The sequence below is a fragment of the Porphyromonas macacae DSM 20710 = JCM 13914 genome (assembly GCF_000379945.1).
GTDB lineage: Bacteria > Bacteroidota > Bacteroidia > Bacteroidales > Porphyromonadaceae > Porphyromonas > Porphyromonas macacae.
The window spans coordinates 25,238-44,842 of the sequence record NZ_KB904124.1 but is presented as its reverse complement, the minus strand read 5'-3'; the positions used below and the strand labels follow the sequence as shown (position 1 = coordinate 44,842).

Sequence of the window (19,605 nt, the reverse complement as noted above, 5' to 3'; positions counted from 1 at the left end):
CTCCTATTCATTGAGCGAACAAAGCGTGCGTATGATATAAGCCGCCATGTGACAACCGAAAAGAGCCGTCAGATAAGACAGCGTGCCTGCGGTGGAGCGTTTATTACGCTCGCCTTCGATTTCCATCACAGCTTCTGTTTTAGGTTTCTCTATGCTGTATATTACGGGAATGCCCTTCTTAATGCCTTCCTTACGTAAGCGGGCACGTACCACACGTGCCAGCGTACAGGTATGGCTCTTGCCGATATCGTCGCAACGAATAGCCATGGGGTCGCTTTTGGCTCCGGCGCCCATGGCACTGACCACGGGCAGTTTACGTGCATGACAGGCCGCAAGCAATGCTGTTTTGGGTGCAACGGAATCGATGGCATCCGCCACGAAATCGTATTGTGCCATTCCCAGCAATTCGTCCATATTGCCCTCTTCGATAAAACGATTCAAGACGGTCAGTTTAAGCTCCGGATTGATTCGAAGAAGCCTTTCAGCCCAAAGTTCGGCCTTCGGCTTACCCATATTATCCTGCAAAGCTATGAGTTGGCGATTGATATTCGACGGCTGTACCGTGTCGGCATCCACAATGGTCATGGCACCGACACCGGCACGAACGAGCAACTCTGCTACATAACCGCCCACACCGCCTAAACCGGCCACCAGAATATGACTGTGCATAAGGCGCTGCATCGCTTGCTCACCCACCAAAAGCTGCGTACGCATACACCACTCGGGTACAGGGATCATGTCGGCACCGGCTATCATTTTATCTTCCTCCTGTTCAGCTCCTGCTGATACTTAACGGCATTGACACGATGCTGCGCAAAGGTGGCGGCAAAATTGTGATAACCCGAAAAATCCTCTTTGGCACACATAAACAGGTATTCATGACGTTCGTAATCAAGTACTTTATCGATGGTCGATTTCTGCGGCAGACGAATAGGAGCAGGCGGCAGTCCCACATTATAATAGGTATTGTAGGGCGAAGGTGTCTGCAAATGTTCGTGCAGGATACGCGTCAAGGTAAAATCGCCCAAAGCATACTTCACAGTAGGGTCGGCCTGAAGTTTCATACCTTTTTTCAGGCGGTTCACATACAAACCGGCTATGCGTGCGTGCTCATCCTGTTTGGCGCTCTCTTCTTCCACAATGGAAGCTATGGTAATAATCTCCAGAGGCGTAAGGCCGATGGATTGTGCCTTCTCCAAACGCCCCGCACTCCAGAAGCGACTGTAGTATTTCTTCATCGTGGAGATCAGCTGGCGAGGTGTCACATCCCAAAAGAATTCGTAAGTATCTGGAATAAAAAGCGTCCGAACCGTTTCCGTAGTGAATCCCAGCGAATCGCAATAACGGGGATCGGCCAGCAGCGTAGCGAGCTGAACGGAATCGAACATCAGCTTTTCGGAAAGACGGGATACCAGCTGCTCCTGTGTACGGATGTTGTTGATGGTGATTTTAAGCGGTGCCTGTCTGCCGCTGCGCAGCGTGTTGATCAGCTGCATAACGGTCATATCGGGATCTATGGCATACCTGCCCGTTTTCATGTAAAGAGGCAGCTCCAATCGCTTGGCCAGAAGACTGAATATGCGCGGATGACGAAGAATGATCTTGTCGTTGATGGATTTTTTCAGTTCGTCAAAAGATGTTTCGGGACGAATGTAAACGTATTCCGTTTCGGATATTTTACCCACAGGTTTGTTCAGAGTGATCCAGAACCAAATACCGCCGGCTACCACAAACAGAAACAGTAAAACAAAAATGTACAGCAACAAACGCAAACCTCTTTTTCGCCTGTGAGTACTGTTTACCGTGTTTCTTATATCTTTTTCTTTCATCTGCAATCTCGATTTGTCTTTGTAAAGTTAATCATTCTGATGTGCTTGAAATCAATAAGACCGGTATTCGTTTCATTCTGTTCCGAATGCCGCTTCTTACAGTTTCTTTCGTTTGGCGGAGATTTCTTCTATTTCCACAGCATAGACAGCCGTACGGGATAATCCTGTATGGATTGCCAGGTCGAAATGCTGCATCTTATCCGGGGTATATTTCAAACAGATCGATCGAAGGGCTTCGATCTGTTCTTCCCGGTCGGTTACCCTGCGTACCTTACCGCGCACCATGGTGCTCTCAAACTCGGTGGTGAAAACTTTGCTGATGAGTGCGCCGGCTTTTTCGGGATATTCATGAAAACCGGCCAATTCTTCTTCGCTGTATATATCCGGAACCTGCGCATGGCCGACAAAAACAATACACACAGACGGATCGGAGGCAAACAATCCGGCTTTATGTCCGCTCTGTGCTCCGTGAAAATAAAGTGTTTGCTGCTTGCGTACGATGCTTAAAGGTACACAATAAGGCATACCGTCCGGTTCGGAGACAGCCAGTGTGCCGTACGAACTGCGGTCGATCACTTCCAAACCGAACGTCGCCGGCATTTCACGGTCTTTTCTCCTCATTTCCATATAAAATCCGTTTGACGATTACTCCAAAGATAAGGGACAAAAACAAAAAAGCAGCCCTTTCCATCTTTGTAAAGAACTGCCCGTATCATTCGATATGGAAAAAATCAACCGACCTCTTCGACCGGTTTTTCTTTGAATTCCGGATCCGTTTTGGACAAGTTTTCCAAAGCGTCGTGGGCGGCTTGCTGATGTGCCTCTTTTTTGTTCAGGCCGCGCCCCATACCCAAACGTTCTTCATTGACAAAAACGACACAAACAAATTCGGCTCCGTTACGTTTCGGCTCCTGCACCATACGAAACTCTATGGTATAATGGTGTTTCTGAACCCATTCCAGAAGTATGCTCTTATAATTCGATGTTTCATCGGTCAGCTCTTTTTCCAGTTCCTTGTAAACCGGTAAAATACGGTTGATGATGAAACGCTCGGCATAATGATAGCCTCTATCCAAAAAAATGGCTCCGATAAGTGCTTCCAGAGTATTGCCGTAAACGTCATTGCTGGTACTGAGCGCTTCGGCCTTGATGATCATAAAGCGATCCAAACAAAGTTCGCGCGAGATAGCATTATTCACGGCACGTTTGACCAACGAACTGCGTCGCTGGCTCATCCGGCCTTCATCCCATGAAGGATGGCGCGAATAAAGATAATAACTGACCACGGCAGACAGCACGGAGTCTCCCAAAAACTCCATCCGCTCATTGTTGATCTTAACCCCCTTATCGTCCGTCAGACTGCATGAAACATGCCTGAAAGCGATATTGTAATACTTCAAATTACGGGGTTTGAAACCCAAAACCTGGGTCAGATAAAAAAGAGGCTCGTCGGTTTTCCTACCGAGGAGCCTCCTTATTTTAGTAGGATCTATAAACATAGATATGCAATCTCTATAAGTGGATACCTGAACGTTATTTCTTGAATTTGCTGAAAATAACGCTTGCATTGTGACCGCCAAAACCGAACGTATTGGACAGAGCCACATCGACCGTCCGTTTTTGCGCCTGATTAAAGGTGAAATTAAGATTGTAATCTATTTCAGGATCTTTGTCATCCTCTTCATGGTTTATGGTAGGAGGTACGATATCCTCTTCTACCGCACGGAGTGAAATCATGGCTTCCAAAGCTCCGGCAGCACCCAAAAGGTGACCCGTCATAGACTTTGTGGAGCTGATATTGAGCTTGTAGGCATGATCACCGAATACGTCTCTGATAGCACAAACTTCAGACACGTCGCCTACAGGCGTAGACGTACCATGCACATTGATGTAATCAATATCTTCCGGTTTCAATCCGGCATCCTCTATGGCATTGCACATAACGAGCTTGGCACCCAAACCTTCGGGGTGACTGGCCGTCAGGTGATAAGCATCGGCCGATAAGCCCATACCTATCAATTCGCCGTAAATATGTGCACCGCGCGCTATAGCATGCTCCATCTCTTCCACCACCATCACGCACGAACCTTCGCCGATAACGAAACCGTCACGGCTGCCGCTGAACGGGCGGGAAGCCTTTTCGGGCTCTTCGTTACGGGTAGAGAGCGCTTTCATCATGCTGAAACCGCCCACACCGGCACGGCAAACGGCAGCCTCAGAACCTCCGGCCAATATCATATCCGCCTTGCCCAAACGAATGAGCATCAGCGCATCGATCAGCGCATTGGTACTGCTGGCACAAGCCGACGCAGTGGAATAGTTGGGACCATGGAAATTGTACTTTATAGATACCTGACCGGCAGCTATATCCGAAATCATCTTGGGAATAAAGAAAGGATTGAAGCGCGGACCGCGCTCATCGCTATAGCCCATGACTTCCTCTTCAAAAGTATTCAAACCGCCGATACCGGCCGCAATGATTACTCCTACCCTGTTCTTATTGATTTTCTCAAGATCTACGCCGGAATTCTCGATTGCCTCGTCTGCGGCAATCATGGCGAATTGGGCAAATCGGTCGTACTTGCGCAACTCTTTGCGATCGAAATAATTATTGGGATCATAGCCTTTTACTTCGCACGCAAATTGAGTCTTAAACTTAGAGGCGTCAAAGAGTGTGATAGGGCCGGCACCACTTTTTCCGGATTTTACCGCTTCCCAGGTTTCGTTGGCGGTAAGTCCCAGTGGAGTAATGGCTCCAAGACCTGTTACTACAGCTCTTTTAAGTTCCATCTTTGTAAAATTTACTTGTTAAGGTGTTGCTCGATATAATCGATAGCATCGCCTACAGTAGCGATCTTTTGAGCTTCTTCATCGGGAATTGTCATGTCGAATTCTTTTTCAAAATCCATGATCAACTCTACAGTGTCCAAGCTGTCGGCACCCAAATCGTTAGAAAAATTAGCTTCGCGAGTTACTTCAGATGCTTCAAGATTCAATTTCTCTACGATAATGTCACGTACTTTAGATTCGATGTCTGCCATAATTCTTTAATTATTAATGGTAAATACTTTACTAATTTTGTATCGTTACTTTCGTCAGTCTTTTATATTTTTCGCACATATCATCTATAATAAGAGCACGAACGAATAACTCAAAAATTGCACAAGTACTGATACTTTGTGCACAAATGTAATATAAATTATGGTTAATATAGCAATTTTTGCATCCGGAAGTGGTACAAATGCCGAAAATATTCATGATTTTTTTAGTAAACACAGTCTGAATACGCAAATAAAACTGATTATTTGCAATACACCCGATGCCGGTGTTTTACAGCGTGCCGGCCGTTTGGGCATCGAATCCGCCACATTTACCAATCAAGAAATGAAAAACGGATCGCTGCCCATCGAATTGCTCAAAAAACACCATATCGATCTGATCGTGCTGGCCGGTTATATGAATTTGATAGCGCAGCCCCTGCTGGACGCTTATCCGAAACGTATCCTGAACATACACCCTGCCCTCTTGCCTGCCTACGGTGGCAAAGGGATGTACGGACACCATGTACACGAAGCAGTAATAGCCCATAAAGAAACACGCAGCGGTATCACCATACATATCGTAGACGAACACTATGACCACGGCACGACTCTCTGTCAGGCTACCTGTCCCGTTTTTCCCGAAGATACTGCCGACACACTTGCAGAACGCATCCACTCACTCGAATATCGCTATTACCCCGTAACCATCCTTCAATATATTCGGGAACTGGGACTGGAAACCCAATAAATAAACAGAACTTACGATAAAAACGATCCTCCCCGATTTTATCAAAAACGCACTTTACAGCCTAAGGTCACATCCAAAGGTCTGATTTTGTATTGTATAACCGTTTCTGTCAAATCAGAAAAATATTCCCGGTGTATCCGGCTTCGATTGCCCAAATTCCGTGCTTCCAACCATATATCCACAGTAGAAAAAGCATAACGTATACCGGAAGTGATAAAAAGGTTATAATGGTTGTTTCCGTAGCGTTTATCCGACCGAATATATTCGCCTTCGCACATAACATAGGCAGAGAGGCATTTAATGGGAAAAACTTCCGTAGTCCATCCTCCTTTGAGCTGTTGCTGGACGGCATTATATCGATTTTTTGTCTGCACGGTATACATGGATGAAGCGGTCCATGAACCATGCAGATGGATGTTCAACCATGACAAAGGGTTATACTCTATAACCGGTTGAACGGTGTAGCTCGAGAGTAACTGTTCGGTTCGTTCTTTATTATAATAAATGAGGCTTTTGCCAAACGAATAACCAAGCCACAATTTCAAAGTCAGATTCCGCTCCATAATCATTTTGCTTATCTGATTCGACAAAGTAAAATTGCTTCGACGGGCAGAAAGACTTTCTATAAAAGATTTCTTTTCATTGCCCTGATCGTCCAACATCAACGATGGCATTCCTTCCTGCCGGTTATTATTATAAGAAATGTGACTGTTCATAAAAAAAGATGCAACAGGATTTTTGAATTCCCATTCTCCATTGACGGTCATCTGTTTGTAAGGCATCCTGAACCCTCCTCCGGGAATGAAACTGCGATTATAAGAGCGGATAACGGAACCGGTGGCATAATCGGTCAATCGTTCATCGGCTTCGCTGTTCCAATAAAAAGAAAAATTCAATTTATTGCGTCCGGACAGCTTAAAGTTAGCCCTGAGATAGCAACCCCAATATATGTGAAAAGGTGAAAATTTCCTGTCATCATTTTTCACATGTACCCGCATACCTCTGAATGTTACCGGGCAACCCAAATACCATACATAATTTCTACCCCGGTATGAATATAAAGGCGATGCTGTAAAACCATAAATCATACCGCTGGGATCATTTATATAAAGAGGCGATGTTCGGCGTATATCTTGTCCGGCAGTATTGATATTTTGCTGTTCAAGCATCGTTTTCAGATTGACTCCCAACATACCGGATCGACCGATGCGATAATTCAATTCACCGTACAAAAGCGCCTTGAAATGTCTGTCGCGAATATGCTGATAAGCCTGTAAATCGAAAGGATTAAATACCTGCAAATAATAATCGGGCGATGCAGTATAGTCTATTTCACTTTCCAATTGATAAATCCGGGTATCCGATTTCCTGTAAAAACTGGTTTTATTATTCAACGCATAAGTGTTGTACTTCGACTTTTCAATGAAATGTTCATTGAGATTATCGACACTTTTTTCTAAGCTCACAGGATCGGAATGATGCCCCCACATCCATTGACTGATGCTGCGTATATATAATTTATCTCCGTTATATCCATAATCCAAATCACCCTGTAATTCACTCTTTTTACTTTTTTGCCATATACTTTCCGAAATATGTTTATCCGCCTCTTCTTTACGATCAGGCAAATAATAACGATTTTGCCGAGTCTCATTGATATTCCGGTCGAGCAGCAAATGTATAGAGCTTTTCAGTTGTTTTTCTTTGGAAAATTTAACAATGCCATTCAAAGAAGCAAAAGAAGCCATTCCTTCGGGAGCTTGTTTTGCAGGAACCGAAGGATAAGGGGGACGGGCAGGAATGATAGCCGACTCTGTATCCGATTTGCGATGTACTCCCCTGCCTCGCATATAATCATCTCCGCGGTTGTTGGTTTTGGTCATCAGCATCGTTTGCCAGCGTCTGTGAAAAGCCATGGCAGTAAGTTCGCCCTGAGCCAATAACTGACGTTTATCTGCACCGGCAGCCAGTAAAGCATCGAAAAGCCAATGCCCCAAAGCTTTCTGTTTAAGTCTGATATTCAAAGCTGCACGGTCGGAAATCTGTATTTCTCTGAGTACGCGCACAGGTTGATGATTTTCATAGACTTGCACGGAAGCTACATCATCCGGTTTCAAACTGCGGGTAGCCATATTGTAGCGACCACCCAGCATATCGGAATCTTCTATATAAACATGGCTGACAGACTTGCCCTGATATTTGATTTCACCAAGGTCGCTTACCGTAATGCCGGGCATACGTTTAAGCACATCTTCCAAACTGCGGTCATTGCCTTTGGTAAAAGAGCCCACACGATAATCTATCGTATCTCCACGCTGTCGTATGGGGTGGTTCCGGATCACCACCTCATTCAAAACGATATCTGCCGAATGTAATCTGAAAGTATATTTAAGCGATACGCCATTCAAACTCAAAGTATCGGAAACAGCATGCTTATACCCCAACAAAGTACAGCTCAGCAAATAACGACCGTTTTTCCTGTAAGGCAATTCAAAAAAACCTCTTTCATCTGCCAAAGTGTAGTTTACCAACTGCTTTGTACTATCCGACAATCGAAAAAGGCGTATGATACTGTTTTGTAAAGGATTTCCCGAAACGGCATCATAAACACTGCCCTTAACTGCCTGCTGAGCATGCAAACTGAAGAACAGAGACTCTAATAAAATACCCGAAAACAGAAGTAAAACAGAACAATATTTTACTACTGTTTTTCTCAAAGAAAGATGTTTATTCACATTCCAAAAGAACAGGATAATATCTTTTCTTATGTCTCATGGGATTATTCATACTCTCTTTCAATAAATACTTATCAGGATAAGTGCGATAATCCAGATGAATTTTCCGAAAATCAGCATAAGATACATCGGTATAAGTCATATACTTATTCTTATAAATATGACTGTTAGCCTTTCTTACTTCGAGTGCTCTAAAAATCAATTTACCCGTACTGTCCGAGGCTTCGAGTATCAAACCGGGTAAACCGTACAACTTCCAGGGACCTTCTGCCACAGCTATATCCGATGCAAACCAAACAGTCCATTGCCGTCCTCTGAAAAGACCGTCTGCACGCATACAGGTATATCCCAATATCTTTTTGGTTTCCTTACCTACTTTCCATTTTATATTTTTTACGGGTTCTGTATAGCCGTATCGCTCATTCACAAAGCCCTGATAAACCAACTGTTTTTTCTCTTTATGATTACGATAAATATTTATTCGCTCCAAAGACGGACGTTTATATTCCTGATTTACTGCGAATGCTTGATTTACAGGAATTTTATACTGATTGAGAGAAATAAAAACAGAATCGACACGATAAGTAGAATAACTGAAAAAAGATGTCTGATTGGACCCTATCTGCAAAATATATTCACCACTCTCCTGTATCTTATTATCCTGATCGGAAGGACGGATAAATTCATAAATACATTCTAAAGTAGCTTTTTCCAAGTTTTCAGGATCCACCGTATTAACCAGTCTGGCATTCTGTGCAGATAATACCTGTACGGATAAAAATAAACACAACAAACAATTGGATTGAATTCGTTTCATGGCTTTATCTAAAATTTATGGTCTGTGAAATTAATAAAATAATAGAATAGAAAACTTATTTTTCATATTCAGAACAGGCATAACCATACTCTGGTTATTTCGATTAACCGATGTTGTTCACATGGTTCCTTTTATATCTTTTCTTTTTCTTAAAATTAAAAAAGTATAATAGGAGAGTAATAGCTGTTGATACTGTTCATAACCGATTATAAGGGTCTTGCTACCTGTCTTGAGTAGGGTAGGTTATAAATAATTGTTACACAAGCAAGCAAACAGGTTATACACAAGCTAAATATTTGATTATAAGAGAATAAAATAATTTATTAACAACGAATACGTGTCGAAGTTGAATAGAGAATATTTCCGAAGATCTGTATGACTGTTGAAAACCGAAGCAAAAATAAATCAATAAGTTTCGGCTATTTCTTTTGTTTATTTCGTAGATACTTTTATCCTATGATTCTTTTTCTATTAACTTCTCATAATTATCAAAACTTATTGTTTCAATTATCAACGCCTTATCAACAACTTTACATTAAAAATGGATATTCTTTTTTCTACTGTAAGTTATTGTGATACAGCTTTTTTGAGAAGAAGTAAGAATTTTTGCGTAACGATTGAAAAATCCCTGCCTGAAGAATAAAAAACGAAGTTAACTTGGATTTTTATTCTTTGCCTGAAGAATTTTCAACCATCAGGCAGAGAATTTTTCAGTATACGTCATTATGATAATTCGGGTGTTTTGTTGGTAATATTTTCGAATATTTCCAGATCGAAAAAAGCGACGAAAGCAATGAGATGATCGAATATATCGGTAACTATGGCTTCATATTTGACCCAAACGGTAGTGGTGACGAAAGCGTAAATTTCTACGGGGAGTCCTGTAGGTTCAGGGCTTAATTGACGTACCATAAGGGTCATTTCGGAGCTGACATCGTTGCGTTGGTATAAATATTGAGCGCAATAGTGTTCGAAGAGCGCTATGTTCGTTATGGCCGGAATATGGGTAGGGTGGTGGTTATCGATACCTTTTTTAGTCTGATAAGCAGTGATTTCTTTTTGTTTTCGGCTGATATATTCGCTTAAGAAAGCAATCTCTTTCATTCGTTCAAGTTCTTCGACAGTCAGAAATTTGATGCTGCTTTGTTTAATACGTATGGCGCGTTTGACCCGGCGACAACCGGTGTCTTTCATACCCCGCCAGTTTTGCATGGTATTATTGATGAGAGAGTAGGTGGGCAGGGTGATGATGGTATTGTCGAAAGCTTTGATTTTAACCGTTGTAAGAGAGATTTTGATTACATCGCCATCGGCATCCAGACTGGGGATGGTTATCCAGTCTCCTATGCGTACCATATCGTTTACCGATACCTGTATGCTGGCTACGAAACCTAAGATACTATCCTTAAAAATCAGCATGAACACGGCACTTAAAGCACCCAGACCGCCTAACAGTACTTTCGGATCCTGCCCGAGCAATGTGCCGATAATGGATATGATACCCAAGAAAAGAATGATGATTTTGGCTACCTGGGCAAAACTGTCGAGCGGTTTATCGGCATAGGCTTCCTTATGCCTCAGGAAATCGCGCATGGTATTGGCGAATGCAATAAGCAACCGGATGATATATATCGTTACGTAAATATTGAACAGGAGCAGATTGAACGAAATGAGTTTGGGCTGGTTATCAAAAACGAGCGGTATCATTGCTCTTACAAATCCGATGGGTATGATCAGAGCAAGTAAATAATAAAGCTTGTTATTGATCATATCCTGAAAGAGTATAAGACTTCGATGCTGTCCGAAACGGTTAAAAATTTTTTTGAGCGTTTTGGAACTCAACCACTGAATTAAAAAGGCAATGATTAGGACTACGGCCACAAGAAAGGTGGAATTGATAAAGTAAATAGAGCTTTCGGGTACACCCAAAGACTGCAGAAAAGCCATAGAGTTTTTAATGATGACGTTTGCCGGTTTGACAATAACCTCTTCGGCATTGGAAACAGAACCGGCGATGGTTGCAGAGATGAAATGCATGAGTGAAATCATATTGTTGAAGAATGGTAAAATACGGTATGTGAAATTCTTTACTGAAATATAATGTTTATTTATGTTCGACCCAAAACACATTGCCGGATGACCGAAAAGACTTTTCTTTCTGTTCTTGATGTTGGCTTTTCGTTGCCTTTATGTTAAATTTGCTTTTATCCAAAAGTGCCAATGTGTAATCGTTTATGCAAATAGAAACTATTCAGGCTCCCGTTGCTCCTTTTTTAGAAAGCTTTCGCGAGCAATATAACGCAGTATTACAGAGTAAGTCTGAATGGCTGACTATTGCCATAAACCATCTATATAGCAGTAACGGCAAACAGCTCAGACCTCTTTTCATGGGACTTATGGCTTCGCTTTTTACGGACGAATTGCCCAAAGAGACAGTGGAGGTGGCTGTGGTACTGGAATTGATTCATACGGCTACGCTTATTCACGATGATGTGATAGACGATTCTGACGAACGGCGCGGAAACGCCACCTTAAATACGCTTTATTACAATAACGTTGCCGTATTGATGGGTGATTATATCCTGACCTCGGCCATTAAAAAAGCCATTGAAATAGGTGATTTGATGATTCTGAGCAAGATTTCGGAGTTGGGCAAACAGTTGACCGAGGGCGAGATTATTCAGTATGAAACGGCCGAGAAGGTTATTTTGGATGAAAAGGTATACTTTGAAGTCATTCACGAAAAAACAGCTGCTCTCTTTATTACCTGCGCAGAGATTGCCGTGCATACGGTTAACGCTTCGAGAGAAGAAACGGAAAAATGCAAACGTGTAGCCGAACTATTCGGTTATGCTTTTCAGATAAGGGACGATATTTTCGACTATTACGATCATAATGTGGGCAAACCTACGGGCAATGATATCAGGGAAGGTAAAATAACGTTGCCGCTTTTGCATGCGCTGGAGGTTGCCGATGGCGATGTAAGTCGTGAAATCCGGCAGCTGCTTCATCAGAAAAAATTTTCGGCCGGAGATATTCATAAATTAATCTCCTTTGCCAAGGAAAACGGAGGCATAGAATATGCCCGTGAGAAAATGGAAACTTTTTTGAACGAAGCTAAGAATATCCTCAAAGAATTTCCGGATTCGAAATACCGGTCGAGTTTATTGCAGATGGCCGATTACATTTCTTACAGAAAAATCTGAAAATATTTTTCTTACGGATTTCTTTTATTTGTGTCCGGATGGATGCTTGCTTGCAGAGTTTGTGTGAGTTGCATTTTCACGGGTAAAGACTAATGAAAGAAGAAAATCTTAATTGTCAGAGACTTATTGCAGACTTTTTTCTGTGAATTCAAGTCTATAAGTTATTCTTTTAGAGTTATTTATTGTTCTTATTCTATTAAGAATTTCATTTCTTATTCAAGAGATGAAAAACGCCATAACCACAGATTGTTTATCATGCGGCTATGGCGTTTGCTTCTTACTTCTTACCCTTTACAGACTAACGGGGTGGGGGAGTATTTTCCGCCTTTTTCAGAACTCGGCTATTATTTTACTTAATATCGTTCAGCAGGTTTTGTGCGAGGCTGCTGGCGCCAATGCGGAACAGTTCGGGAGTAAGCCATTCTTCGCCCAACACCTCTTTGACGATGCAGTAGTACATAACAGCCTGTTCGGAGGTGCGGATACCGCCTGAAAATTTGATACCCTTACGTTCGCCATACAGTTCGAAATACTGTTTGATAACGCTGCACATGGTATAGGCGGCTTCCAAAGAAGCACCCGGATATTCTTTTCCGGTTGAAGTTTTAATGAAGTCTGCACCGCTGAAAAGACTGAGGATACTTGCCCGGCGGATCTGTTCCTGATCACTCATGGCACCTGACTCGATAATCACTTTCAGGTGAGCATCGCGGCAGGCTGTTTTTTGTTCTTCGATTTCATCGCACACGTCCTGATACTCTTCGCTTAGAAATTTACCTAAATTCAGAACAATGTCGATTTCATCCGCACCGTCGTTTACAGCTAAAGCTGTTTCGGCAATTTTAATTTCCGTAAAGCTCTGGGAAGCGGGAAAACAACCGCTTACGGAAGCCACACGCACATTCGGTACGGTGAGTGTTTCGCGTACGGTCTTCACCATATTCGGATAAACACAGATAGCTGCTACATTCGGGATTGTGGGATCAGTGCCTTCAAAATCGTTGACCGTTTGGGTAAAACGGGCTATTTTCTCTTCCGTATCCGTGCCGGCAAGGCTTGTCAGGTCGATAAGTCCGTAGCAGAATTTTTTTACCTCATCGGTGTCGCATTGTTCGTAATGATCCTTAATGATTTTCTTTACAGTTTCTTTAACCTGTTCTTCACTTAAAGCCGGTTGGAATTTGTCCAAAGCCTCTTGATATTTACTTCTCTGATTCATTTTTATGAAGTTTACTGTTATTGATATGTCTCTCTTTGTCTCTGTTGGTTTTCTTTTCGATGTTTTCTTTGAAAGCCTCTTCCAGATCCACGCCTGTCTGGTTGGCTAAGCAGAGAAGAACCCAAAGAACGTCGCAAAGTTCATCGCCCAGGGACTTGTTTTTGTCATTCTCTTTGAAACTTTGATCACCGTAACGACGTGCCATGATTCGTGCCACTTCTCCGACTTCTTCGGTTAGGATGGCCATGTTTGTAAGCTCCGAGAAGTAGCATACCCCATAGGTTTTTATCCATTCGTCCACCATTTGCTGCGCATCGCGCAGGGTGATATTCTTTTCTTTTTGTTTCACGTGTAACGTTTTTATTCGTTATGAGTGTCGATGATTATTGTTACAGGTCCGTCATTGACCAGAGCAACCTTCATATCTGCACCGAAAACGCCCGTTTCCACTTTCTTCTGTAAAGCTGTTTCTGCCTGTGCGATGAATTTTTCGTAAAGCGGAATAGCAAACTCCGGCCTTGAGGCTTTGATGTAGCTCGGGCGATTGCCTTTCTTCGTTTCTCCCATCAGGGTGAATTGGCTCACGAGCAACAGTTCTCCGGAAATATCGAGCAATGATTTGTTCATCACGTCATTCTCGTCCGGAAACACCCGTAAATTTACGATCTTTCTGGTTAGATAGTCGATATCCTTCTCTCCATCCCGGTCCTCTATGCCTAACAGCACGAGCAATCCTTTGCCTATGCTGCCATGTATTTTTCCTTCTATTGTTACCGAAGCCTCGCTAACGCGTTGAATGACTACTCTCATATATTGATGTTTGTTTTATTTGCTGAATCGATCTGTAATGATCTTGGCTTTGGCATCGCCGACTACGGTGCTTAGCTCTGTTTGAGTTGCTTTTTTGATGCGGGCTGCACTCTTAAAATGTGCCAGAAGTTTATCTTTGGTTTTTGCTCCGATGCCGGGAATTTCATCCAATTCGGATTTGATTTGCGATTTGCTTCGCACTTCGCGGTGGAACTTGATGCCGAAGCGATGAGCTTCGTCTCGTAGCTGTTGCAGAATATGCAGGGTTTCTGAATTTTTATCGAGAATGAGCGGATCGGGATCATTGTAGAAATAAATTTCATCCAGACGTTTGGCCAGCCCGACGAGTTCTATCTTATCCGTAAGTTCTAAGTTTTTCAAACTTTCCCGGGCAGCATTGAGCTGTCCCTTTCCTCCGTCTACGATGATCAGATCGGGTAGGGGAGCTTTTTCTTCGAGCAGTCTGCTGTATCTTCTGTGCAGTACTTCCTGCATGGTAGCAAAGTCGTCCGCTCCTTCTACCGATTTAATGTGAAATTTCCGGTAATCTTTTTTGCTCGGTTTTCCCATTTTGAAGACCACGCAACTGGCCACTGCACTGGTGCCCTGTATGTTCGAATTGTCGAAACATTCGATATGTCGCGGCTGTTTTTTCAGCCCTAAATCCGCCTGCATGTTGTGAACGATACGCAATCCCCGTTGCTCGGGGTTAAGTTTTTCCGCGCGTTTATATTTATCCACTTTGTACTGTTTGACGTTGCGCAGGCTTAACTCCAGCAGCTTCAGTTTGTCTCCTCTTTTCGGTACATTGAAAGTGATACCCGGTTCGGCTTCCCAGTCTACTTCAAAAGGTATGATGATTTCCCGTGCTGTGCTGCCGAACCGCTGCCGGATTTCCGTTATGGCCGTAGCCAGAATTTCGGAAGGCTCTTCGTCCATCTTCAGTTTATACTCTATTGTATAAGCCTTGTTGATCATCCCTTCGGCGATATGCAGATAGTTGATATACGCCGCTTTGTCGTCCCGGTCGAAACTGAAAACATCCACATTGCTGATATGGAAGGGAGCGACCGTATGCTTGGATTCGTATTTTTTCAGATAATCCAGCCGTTCTTTGTATTTCTGTGCCTCTTCGTATCGCATCTCTTCGCTCATGTGCTGCATCTCCTTTGTGTAAAGGTCTATGATATGATGCAATTTGCCTTTCAGCAGCTCTACGATTTCGTTGATATTTCGGTCGTATTCCTTCTCCGATTGCAATCCTTCGCAGGGTCCCTTGCATTTTTTGATATGATAGTCCAGGCAGACTTTGTAGCGTCCTTCTCTGATTTTATGCGGAGCCAAATTGAGATTGCAGGTACGTATTTTGTAGAGGTCTTTGATCATCGTCATCGTGGCATACGCCATTTGGACACTTGGGTAAGGGCCGAAGTATCTCGATCCGTCTTTCAGTATTTCCCGGGTCATGTAGACGCGTGGAAAAGGCTCTTGGCGAACCACGATCCACGGATATGTTTTCCCGTCTTTCAGCAAAATGTTGAAGTAGGGTTGGTGCTGTTTGATCAGCGAATTTTCCAGAATCAAGGCATCGAACTCGGATTCTACAACAAAGTATCTCAGGTTGTCGATGTTTCTGACCAAATGCCTTGTCTTCTTGTCCGTATGTTCTTTCTGAAAGTAGCTCCCGATTCTTTTTCGCAGGTTCTTGGCCTTACCCACATAGATAATCGCACCAGTCTTGTTCAGGTACTGGTAGCATCCCGGTTCTTCGGGAATGGTGGATATGATTGCTTTTATTTCTTCCTGCGTCATGATTTATTCAATGTTTCACGTGAAACATTCCGATGCCTCAACGGCCGCAAAGAACCAGCAGTACGCTTACGTCATGCGGAGAGATACCCGGAATGCGAGATGCCTGTCCTATGGTACCGGGTCGTATGCGGTCAAGTTTTTGCCGGGCTTCCGTAGAAAGGGATTTAATAACTGTATAGTCGATGCTGTCCGGTATGTAAACGTATTCCAGACGGCGTATTTTTGCTGCTATTTGCTCTTCGCGTTCGATGTATCCGGCGTATTTGATGCGTATCTCGGCAGCTTCTGTTATTTCGTCTCTCCGCGCTCCGCTCATGCTTAACTTTTTATCCAGTGCCCAAATCATTTTAGAGAGGGTGTCGATATTCAACCCCGGCCTTAAAATCAGGTCGTAGAGTTTGCAACCCTGACGGAGCGGTGTTTCGCCGATTGCTTCCAGCTGTTCGTTGATGAGTGCCGGTTTCACCGAGAAGGAGCGGGCAAAAAGGATTAAATTGTCAATAGCTTCCTTTTTGCTTTTCCAGAGATCGATACGTTCGGGGGTAGCGAGGCCTATGCGTTCCGCTATCGGTGTCAGGCGCATATCCGCATCGTCCTGACGGAGGAGAATCCGGTATTCTGCACGCGAGGTGAACATACGGTAAGGCTCATCCACGCCTTTCGTCACGAGATCGTCGATGAGCACGCCGATATACGCTTCATCGCGTTTTAGAATGAGCGGTTCTCGCCCGTGTATCTTCATGTGGGCATTGATGCCAGCCATTAAACCTTGTCCTGCCGCTTCTTCGTAACCTGTGGTGCCATTTACCTGTCCGGCCAGAAAGAGATTAGGTATGACCTTGCTTTCCAGTGTGTGGTAAAGTTGGGTCGGATCGAAGAAATCGTATTCGATGGCGTACCCCGGGCGGAATATCTTTACATCGCGCAATTCCGGTATTTCGCGAAGGGCTTTAAGTTGTACATCCAAAGGAAGAGAAGAGGAAAAACCGTTGATATAATATTCGATACCGTCTGCTCCCTCAGGCTCTAAAAAAAGTTGATGCTGTTCCTTTTCGGCAAATGTCACGATCTTTGTTTCGATGCTTGGGCAGTAGCGAGGTCCGATACTTTGTATCTGTCCGTTATACAGCGGCGAACGGTCTAAGGCTTCGCGCAAAACGTTGTGACAAGCCTTATTGGTGTAGATAACATAGCATGGTCGCTGGGGCAGGGAGCTGCGACTGTCGGGCAGGAAAGAGAAAGCGTGATGGTCCTGTTCGTCTCCATGCTGGATGCCCATCTCTTCCGGATGCAGTGTGCGCCCGTCGATGCGTGCCGGCGTACCCGTTTTCATACGGTCTGTTCGCAAACCCAACTCTTTTAAGTGTTCCGTAATGCCGTAAGATGCCGGTTCACTGATGCGTCCGCCTGCAAACTGCAAATCGCCGACGTGCATCAGTCCTCCGAGGAATGTTCCCGCCGTCAGGATAACCGCCGAGGCTCTGAATGTCATTCCCATCCCTGTTTGTACGCCCCGGCAAACGCCGTCTTCTATAATTAGTTTTGTTACCGTATCCTGCCACATATCCAGCAATGGCTCCTGCTCCAGTTCTTTTCGCCATGCTTCCATAAAGCGCATGCGGTCGCTCTGCGCCCGTGGGCTCCACATGGCCGGCCCTTTGCTGCGGTTGAGTATTCGAAACTGGATGGCTGTACGGTCTGTTATCCATCCCATTCGTCCGCCCAATGCGTCTATCTCCCGGACTATTTGTCCTTTGGCAATGCCTCCCACAGCCGGATTGCAGCTCATTTGGGCTATTTTGTTCATGTCCAGCGTGATCAGCAGCGTGTGCGAGCCGAGTCTTGCTGCAGCTGCAGCCGCTTCGCATCCGGCGTGTCCCGCACCGATCACCACCACGTCGTATATTTCTGTCAGCACATTGTTCGCTGTCGTGCTCATTAGTGTCTAATTTGTTGTCTGATAGTTCTTTATACGTTGAAGCGGAAGTGCATGATATCTCCGTCCTGCACCACATATTCTTTCCCTTCCACATTCATTTTGCCTGCTTCTTTAACAGCCTGCTCGCTACCGAGTGCCACAAAGTCGTCGTATTTGATAACTTCGGCACGAATAAAACCTTTTTCAAAGTCGGTATGGATAATGCCGGCACACTGGGGCGCTTTACTTCCTTTCGCGTAAGTCCATGCGCGCACTTCGTCCGAACCGGCAGTAAAATATGTTTCGAGGTTAAGCAGTTTGTAGGCCGCTTTGATCAGGCGCGATACGCCGCTTTCCGCCAAGCCGATCTCTTCCAGAAACATTTGCCGCTCCTCATAAGTTTCCAGTTCGGCTATTTCGCTCTCTGTCTGTGCCGCCACAATCAGCAGTTCGGCATTTTCACCGGCGATGGCTTCACGCACCTTTTCCACGTAAGCATTGCCGGCGGTAGCCGATGCTTCGTCCACGTTGCACACGTAGAGTACCGGTTTGGCTGTCAGCAGAAAGAGTTCGCGCGCTGTTTTCTGTTCGTCTTTCGTGTCGAAAGAAACCGTACGTGCATTCAGGCCTTTTTCCAAAGCCTCCTTGTATTTTGCCAGTACATCGTATTGTACTTTTGCCAGTTTGTCTCCACCTGTTTGTGCCTGCTTCTGGACACGGGTGATACGTGATTCGATAGTCTCGAGGTCTTTGAGTTGCAGCTCCGTATCTATAATTTCTTTGTCTCTTACAGGGTCTATGCTGCCGTCTACGTGTGTGATATTGTCGTTATCGAAGCAACGCAATACGTGCAGGATGGCGTCCGTTTCGCGTATGTTGCCCAGAAATTTGTTACCCAGCCCTTCGCCCTTGCTGGCTCCTTTTACCAAACCTGCAATATCCACGATTTCCACTGTGGTAGGTATCAGCCTCTGCGGTTTGCAGAGGTCTGCCAGCACGTTAAGCCGTTCATCGGGCACCGTGATAACCCCCACGTTCGGCTCTATGGTGCAGAAAGGGAAATTTGCGCTTTGCGCTTTAGCGTTGGATAGACAGTTAAAGAGAGTCGATTTGCCCACATTGGGCAGACCCACAATACCACATTGTAGTCCCATAATTTATATACTGAAAAACGTTGTTTTAATCTACAAAGATAGCTATTCCCTGCAAGAGTATCAGGCTGTTACAAACGTCTTTGTTTATTTATGCCAGGAAATAACTCTTTTCGGAGAAAACCTTCGGAAACACTGTTTCTTTTTCTTTGATTCTTTTCAATATTGTTTCCCGAAAATATCTATAACCACTTCTGCTTTGTTATAGATTGTCACCACTGCAGCATACTTTACTTCTATCACTTCTTTTTTGATCCTACGGGAAATATACCTTGTACATAATGGTACGATAACAATAATAAGCGCTGTTCGGGCTGTC

17 protein-coding genes are annotated in these 19,605 nt (G+C 44.1%); 2 read left to right on the top strand and 15 right to left on the bottom strand.

Annotation, left to right across the window (positions count from 1 at the left end; all coding sequences use genetic code 11):
* Positions 1-3 precede the first annotated feature (3 nt).
* From A3GI_RS0100200 to A3GI_RS0100175, 6 genes are all read right to left on the bottom strand, one after another.
* The gene (locus tag A3GI_RS0100200; RefSeq protein WP_018359453.1) at positions 4-756 is read right to left on the bottom strand and encodes a tRNA threonylcarbamoyladenosine dehydratase; all 753 of its coding nucleotides are present in this window, start codon (positions 754-756) and stop codon (positions 4-6) included.
* Entirely contained in the window at positions 753-1,829 is a 1,077-nt protein-coding gene (gene mltG, locus A3GI_RS0100195; RefSeq protein ID WP_018359452.1) for an endolytic transglycosylase MltG, read from the bottom strand. Before mltG ends, A3GI_RS0100200 begins: the two co-directional genes overlap by 4 nt.
* A gap of 96 nt (positions 1,830-1,925) precedes the next feature.
* The gene (locus tag A3GI_RS0100190; protein WP_018359451.1) at positions 1,926-2,456 is read right to left on the bottom strand and encodes a pyridoxamine 5'-phosphate oxidase family protein; all 531 of its coding nucleotides are present in this window, start codon (positions 2,454-2,456) and stop codon (positions 1,926-1,928) included.
* A 104-nt stretch (positions 2,457-2,560) separates the two neighbouring features.
* Positions 2,561-3,328 carry a ribonuclease III gene (rnc, locus tag A3GI_RS0100185; protein ID WP_018359450.1) on the bottom strand — a complete coding sequence of 256 codons (768 nt, stop codon included), beginning with the start codon at positions 3,326-3,328 and terminating at the stop codon, positions 2,561-2,563.
* A 34-nt stretch (positions 3,329-3,362) separates the two neighbouring features.
* Positions 3,363-4,619 (bottom strand): beta-ketoacyl-ACP synthase II, encoded by a 1,257-nt coding sequence (gene fabF / locus A3GI_RS0100180; RefSeq protein WP_018359449.1) that lies wholly within the window; start codon positions 4,617-4,619, stop codon positions 3,363-3,365.
* Positions 4,620-4,630: 11 nt separating this feature from the next.
* Positions 4,631-4,870 carry an acyl carrier protein gene (locus A3GI_RS0100175; protein WP_018359448.1) on the bottom strand — a complete coding sequence of 80 codons (240 nt, stop codon included), beginning with the start codon at positions 4,868-4,870 and terminating at the stop codon, positions 4,631-4,633.
* 160 nt (positions 4,871-5,030) lie between these two features.
* Between A3GI_RS0100175 and purN the strand changes: the two genes are divergently transcribed.
* Entirely contained in the window at positions 5,031-5,618 is a 588-nt protein-coding gene (gene purN, locus A3GI_RS0100170; protein WP_018359447.1) for a phosphoribosylglycinamide formyltransferase, read from the top strand.
* Between the two features lie 41 nt (positions 5,619-5,659).
* Here the strand turns inward: purN and A3GI_RS0100165 are convergent, their stop codons facing one another.
* From A3GI_RS0100165 to A3GI_RS0100155, 3 genes are all read right to left on the bottom strand, one after another.
* Positions 5,660-8,335: a carboxypeptidase-like regulatory domain-containing protein gene (locus A3GI_RS0100165; protein WP_147277708.1), complete on the bottom strand. Its 2,676-nt coding sequence runs from the start codon at positions 8,333-8,335 to the stop codon at positions 5,660-5,662.
* Positions 8,336-8,345: 10 nt separating this feature from the next.
* Positions 8,346-9,170 carry a GLPGLI family protein gene (locus A3GI_RS11065; protein ID WP_018359445.1) on the bottom strand — a complete coding sequence of 275 codons (825 nt, stop codon included), beginning with the start codon at positions 9,168-9,170 and terminating at the stop codon, positions 8,346-8,348.
* Between the two features lie 723 nt (positions 9,171-9,893).
* Positions 9,894-11,219, bottom strand: a complete 1,326-nt coding sequence (locus A3GI_RS0100155; protein ID WP_018359444.1) for a mechanosensitive ion channel family protein — start codon at positions 11,217-11,219, stop codon at positions 9,894-9,896.
* 185 nt (positions 11,220-11,404) lie between these two features.
* Here A3GI_RS0100155 and A3GI_RS0100150 point away from each other — a divergent pair, with 185 nt between their 5' ends.
* On the top strand, positions 11,405-12,376 hold the full coding sequence (locus A3GI_RS0100150) for a polyprenyl synthetase family protein (RefSeq protein WP_018359442.1): 972 nt from the start codon (positions 11,405-11,407) through the stop codon (positions 12,374-12,376).
* A 349-nt stretch (positions 12,377-12,725) separates the two neighbouring features.
* On the opposite strand, the gene deoC is transcribed toward A3GI_RS0100150, so the two are convergent.
* The 6 genes from deoC to ychF are packed head-to-tail and all read right to left on the bottom strand — an operon-like array spanning position 12,726 to position 19,289.
* Complete coding sequence (gene deoC / locus A3GI_RS0100145; protein WP_018359441.1) at positions 12,726-13,595, bottom strand: deoxyribose-phosphate aldolase; 870 nt, start codon at positions 13,593-13,595, stop codon at positions 12,726-12,728.
* Complete coding sequence (locus A3GI_RS0100140) at positions 13,579-13,899, bottom strand: nucleotide pyrophosphohydrolase (RefSeq protein ID WP_036869798.1); 321 nt, start codon at positions 13,897-13,899, stop codon at positions 13,579-13,581. The genes deoC and A3GI_RS0100140 overlap by 17 nt, the downstream gene beginning before the upstream one ends.
* Positions 13,900-13,955: 56 nt before the next feature.
* Positions 13,956-14,405, bottom strand: coding sequence for a D-aminoacyl-tRNA deacylase (dtd, locus tag A3GI_RS0100135; RefSeq protein WP_018359439.1), 450 nt, complete (start codon positions 14,403-14,405; stop codon positions 13,956-13,958).
* Between the two features lie 15 nt (positions 14,406-14,420).
* Positions 14,421-16,217, bottom strand: a complete 1,797-nt coding sequence (gene uvrC, locus A3GI_RS0100130) for an excinuclease ABC subunit UvrC (protein ID WP_018359438.1) — start codon at positions 16,215-16,217, stop codon at positions 14,421-14,423.
* Positions 16,218-16,254: 37 nt separating this feature from the next.
* Entirely contained in the window at positions 16,255-18,156 is a 1,902-nt protein-coding gene (gene mnmG / locus A3GI_RS0100125; protein WP_018359437.1) for a tRNA uridine-5-carboxymethylaminomethyl(34) synthesis enzyme MnmG, read from the bottom strand.
* Between the two features lie 29 nt (positions 18,157-18,185).
* Positions 18,186-19,289 carry a redox-regulated ATPase YchF gene (gene ychF, locus A3GI_RS0100120; RefSeq protein ID WP_018359436.1) on the bottom strand — a complete coding sequence of 368 codons (1,104 nt, stop codon included), beginning with the start codon at positions 19,287-19,289 and terminating at the stop codon, positions 18,186-18,188.
* Positions 19,290-19,605: the final 316 nt, after the last annotated feature.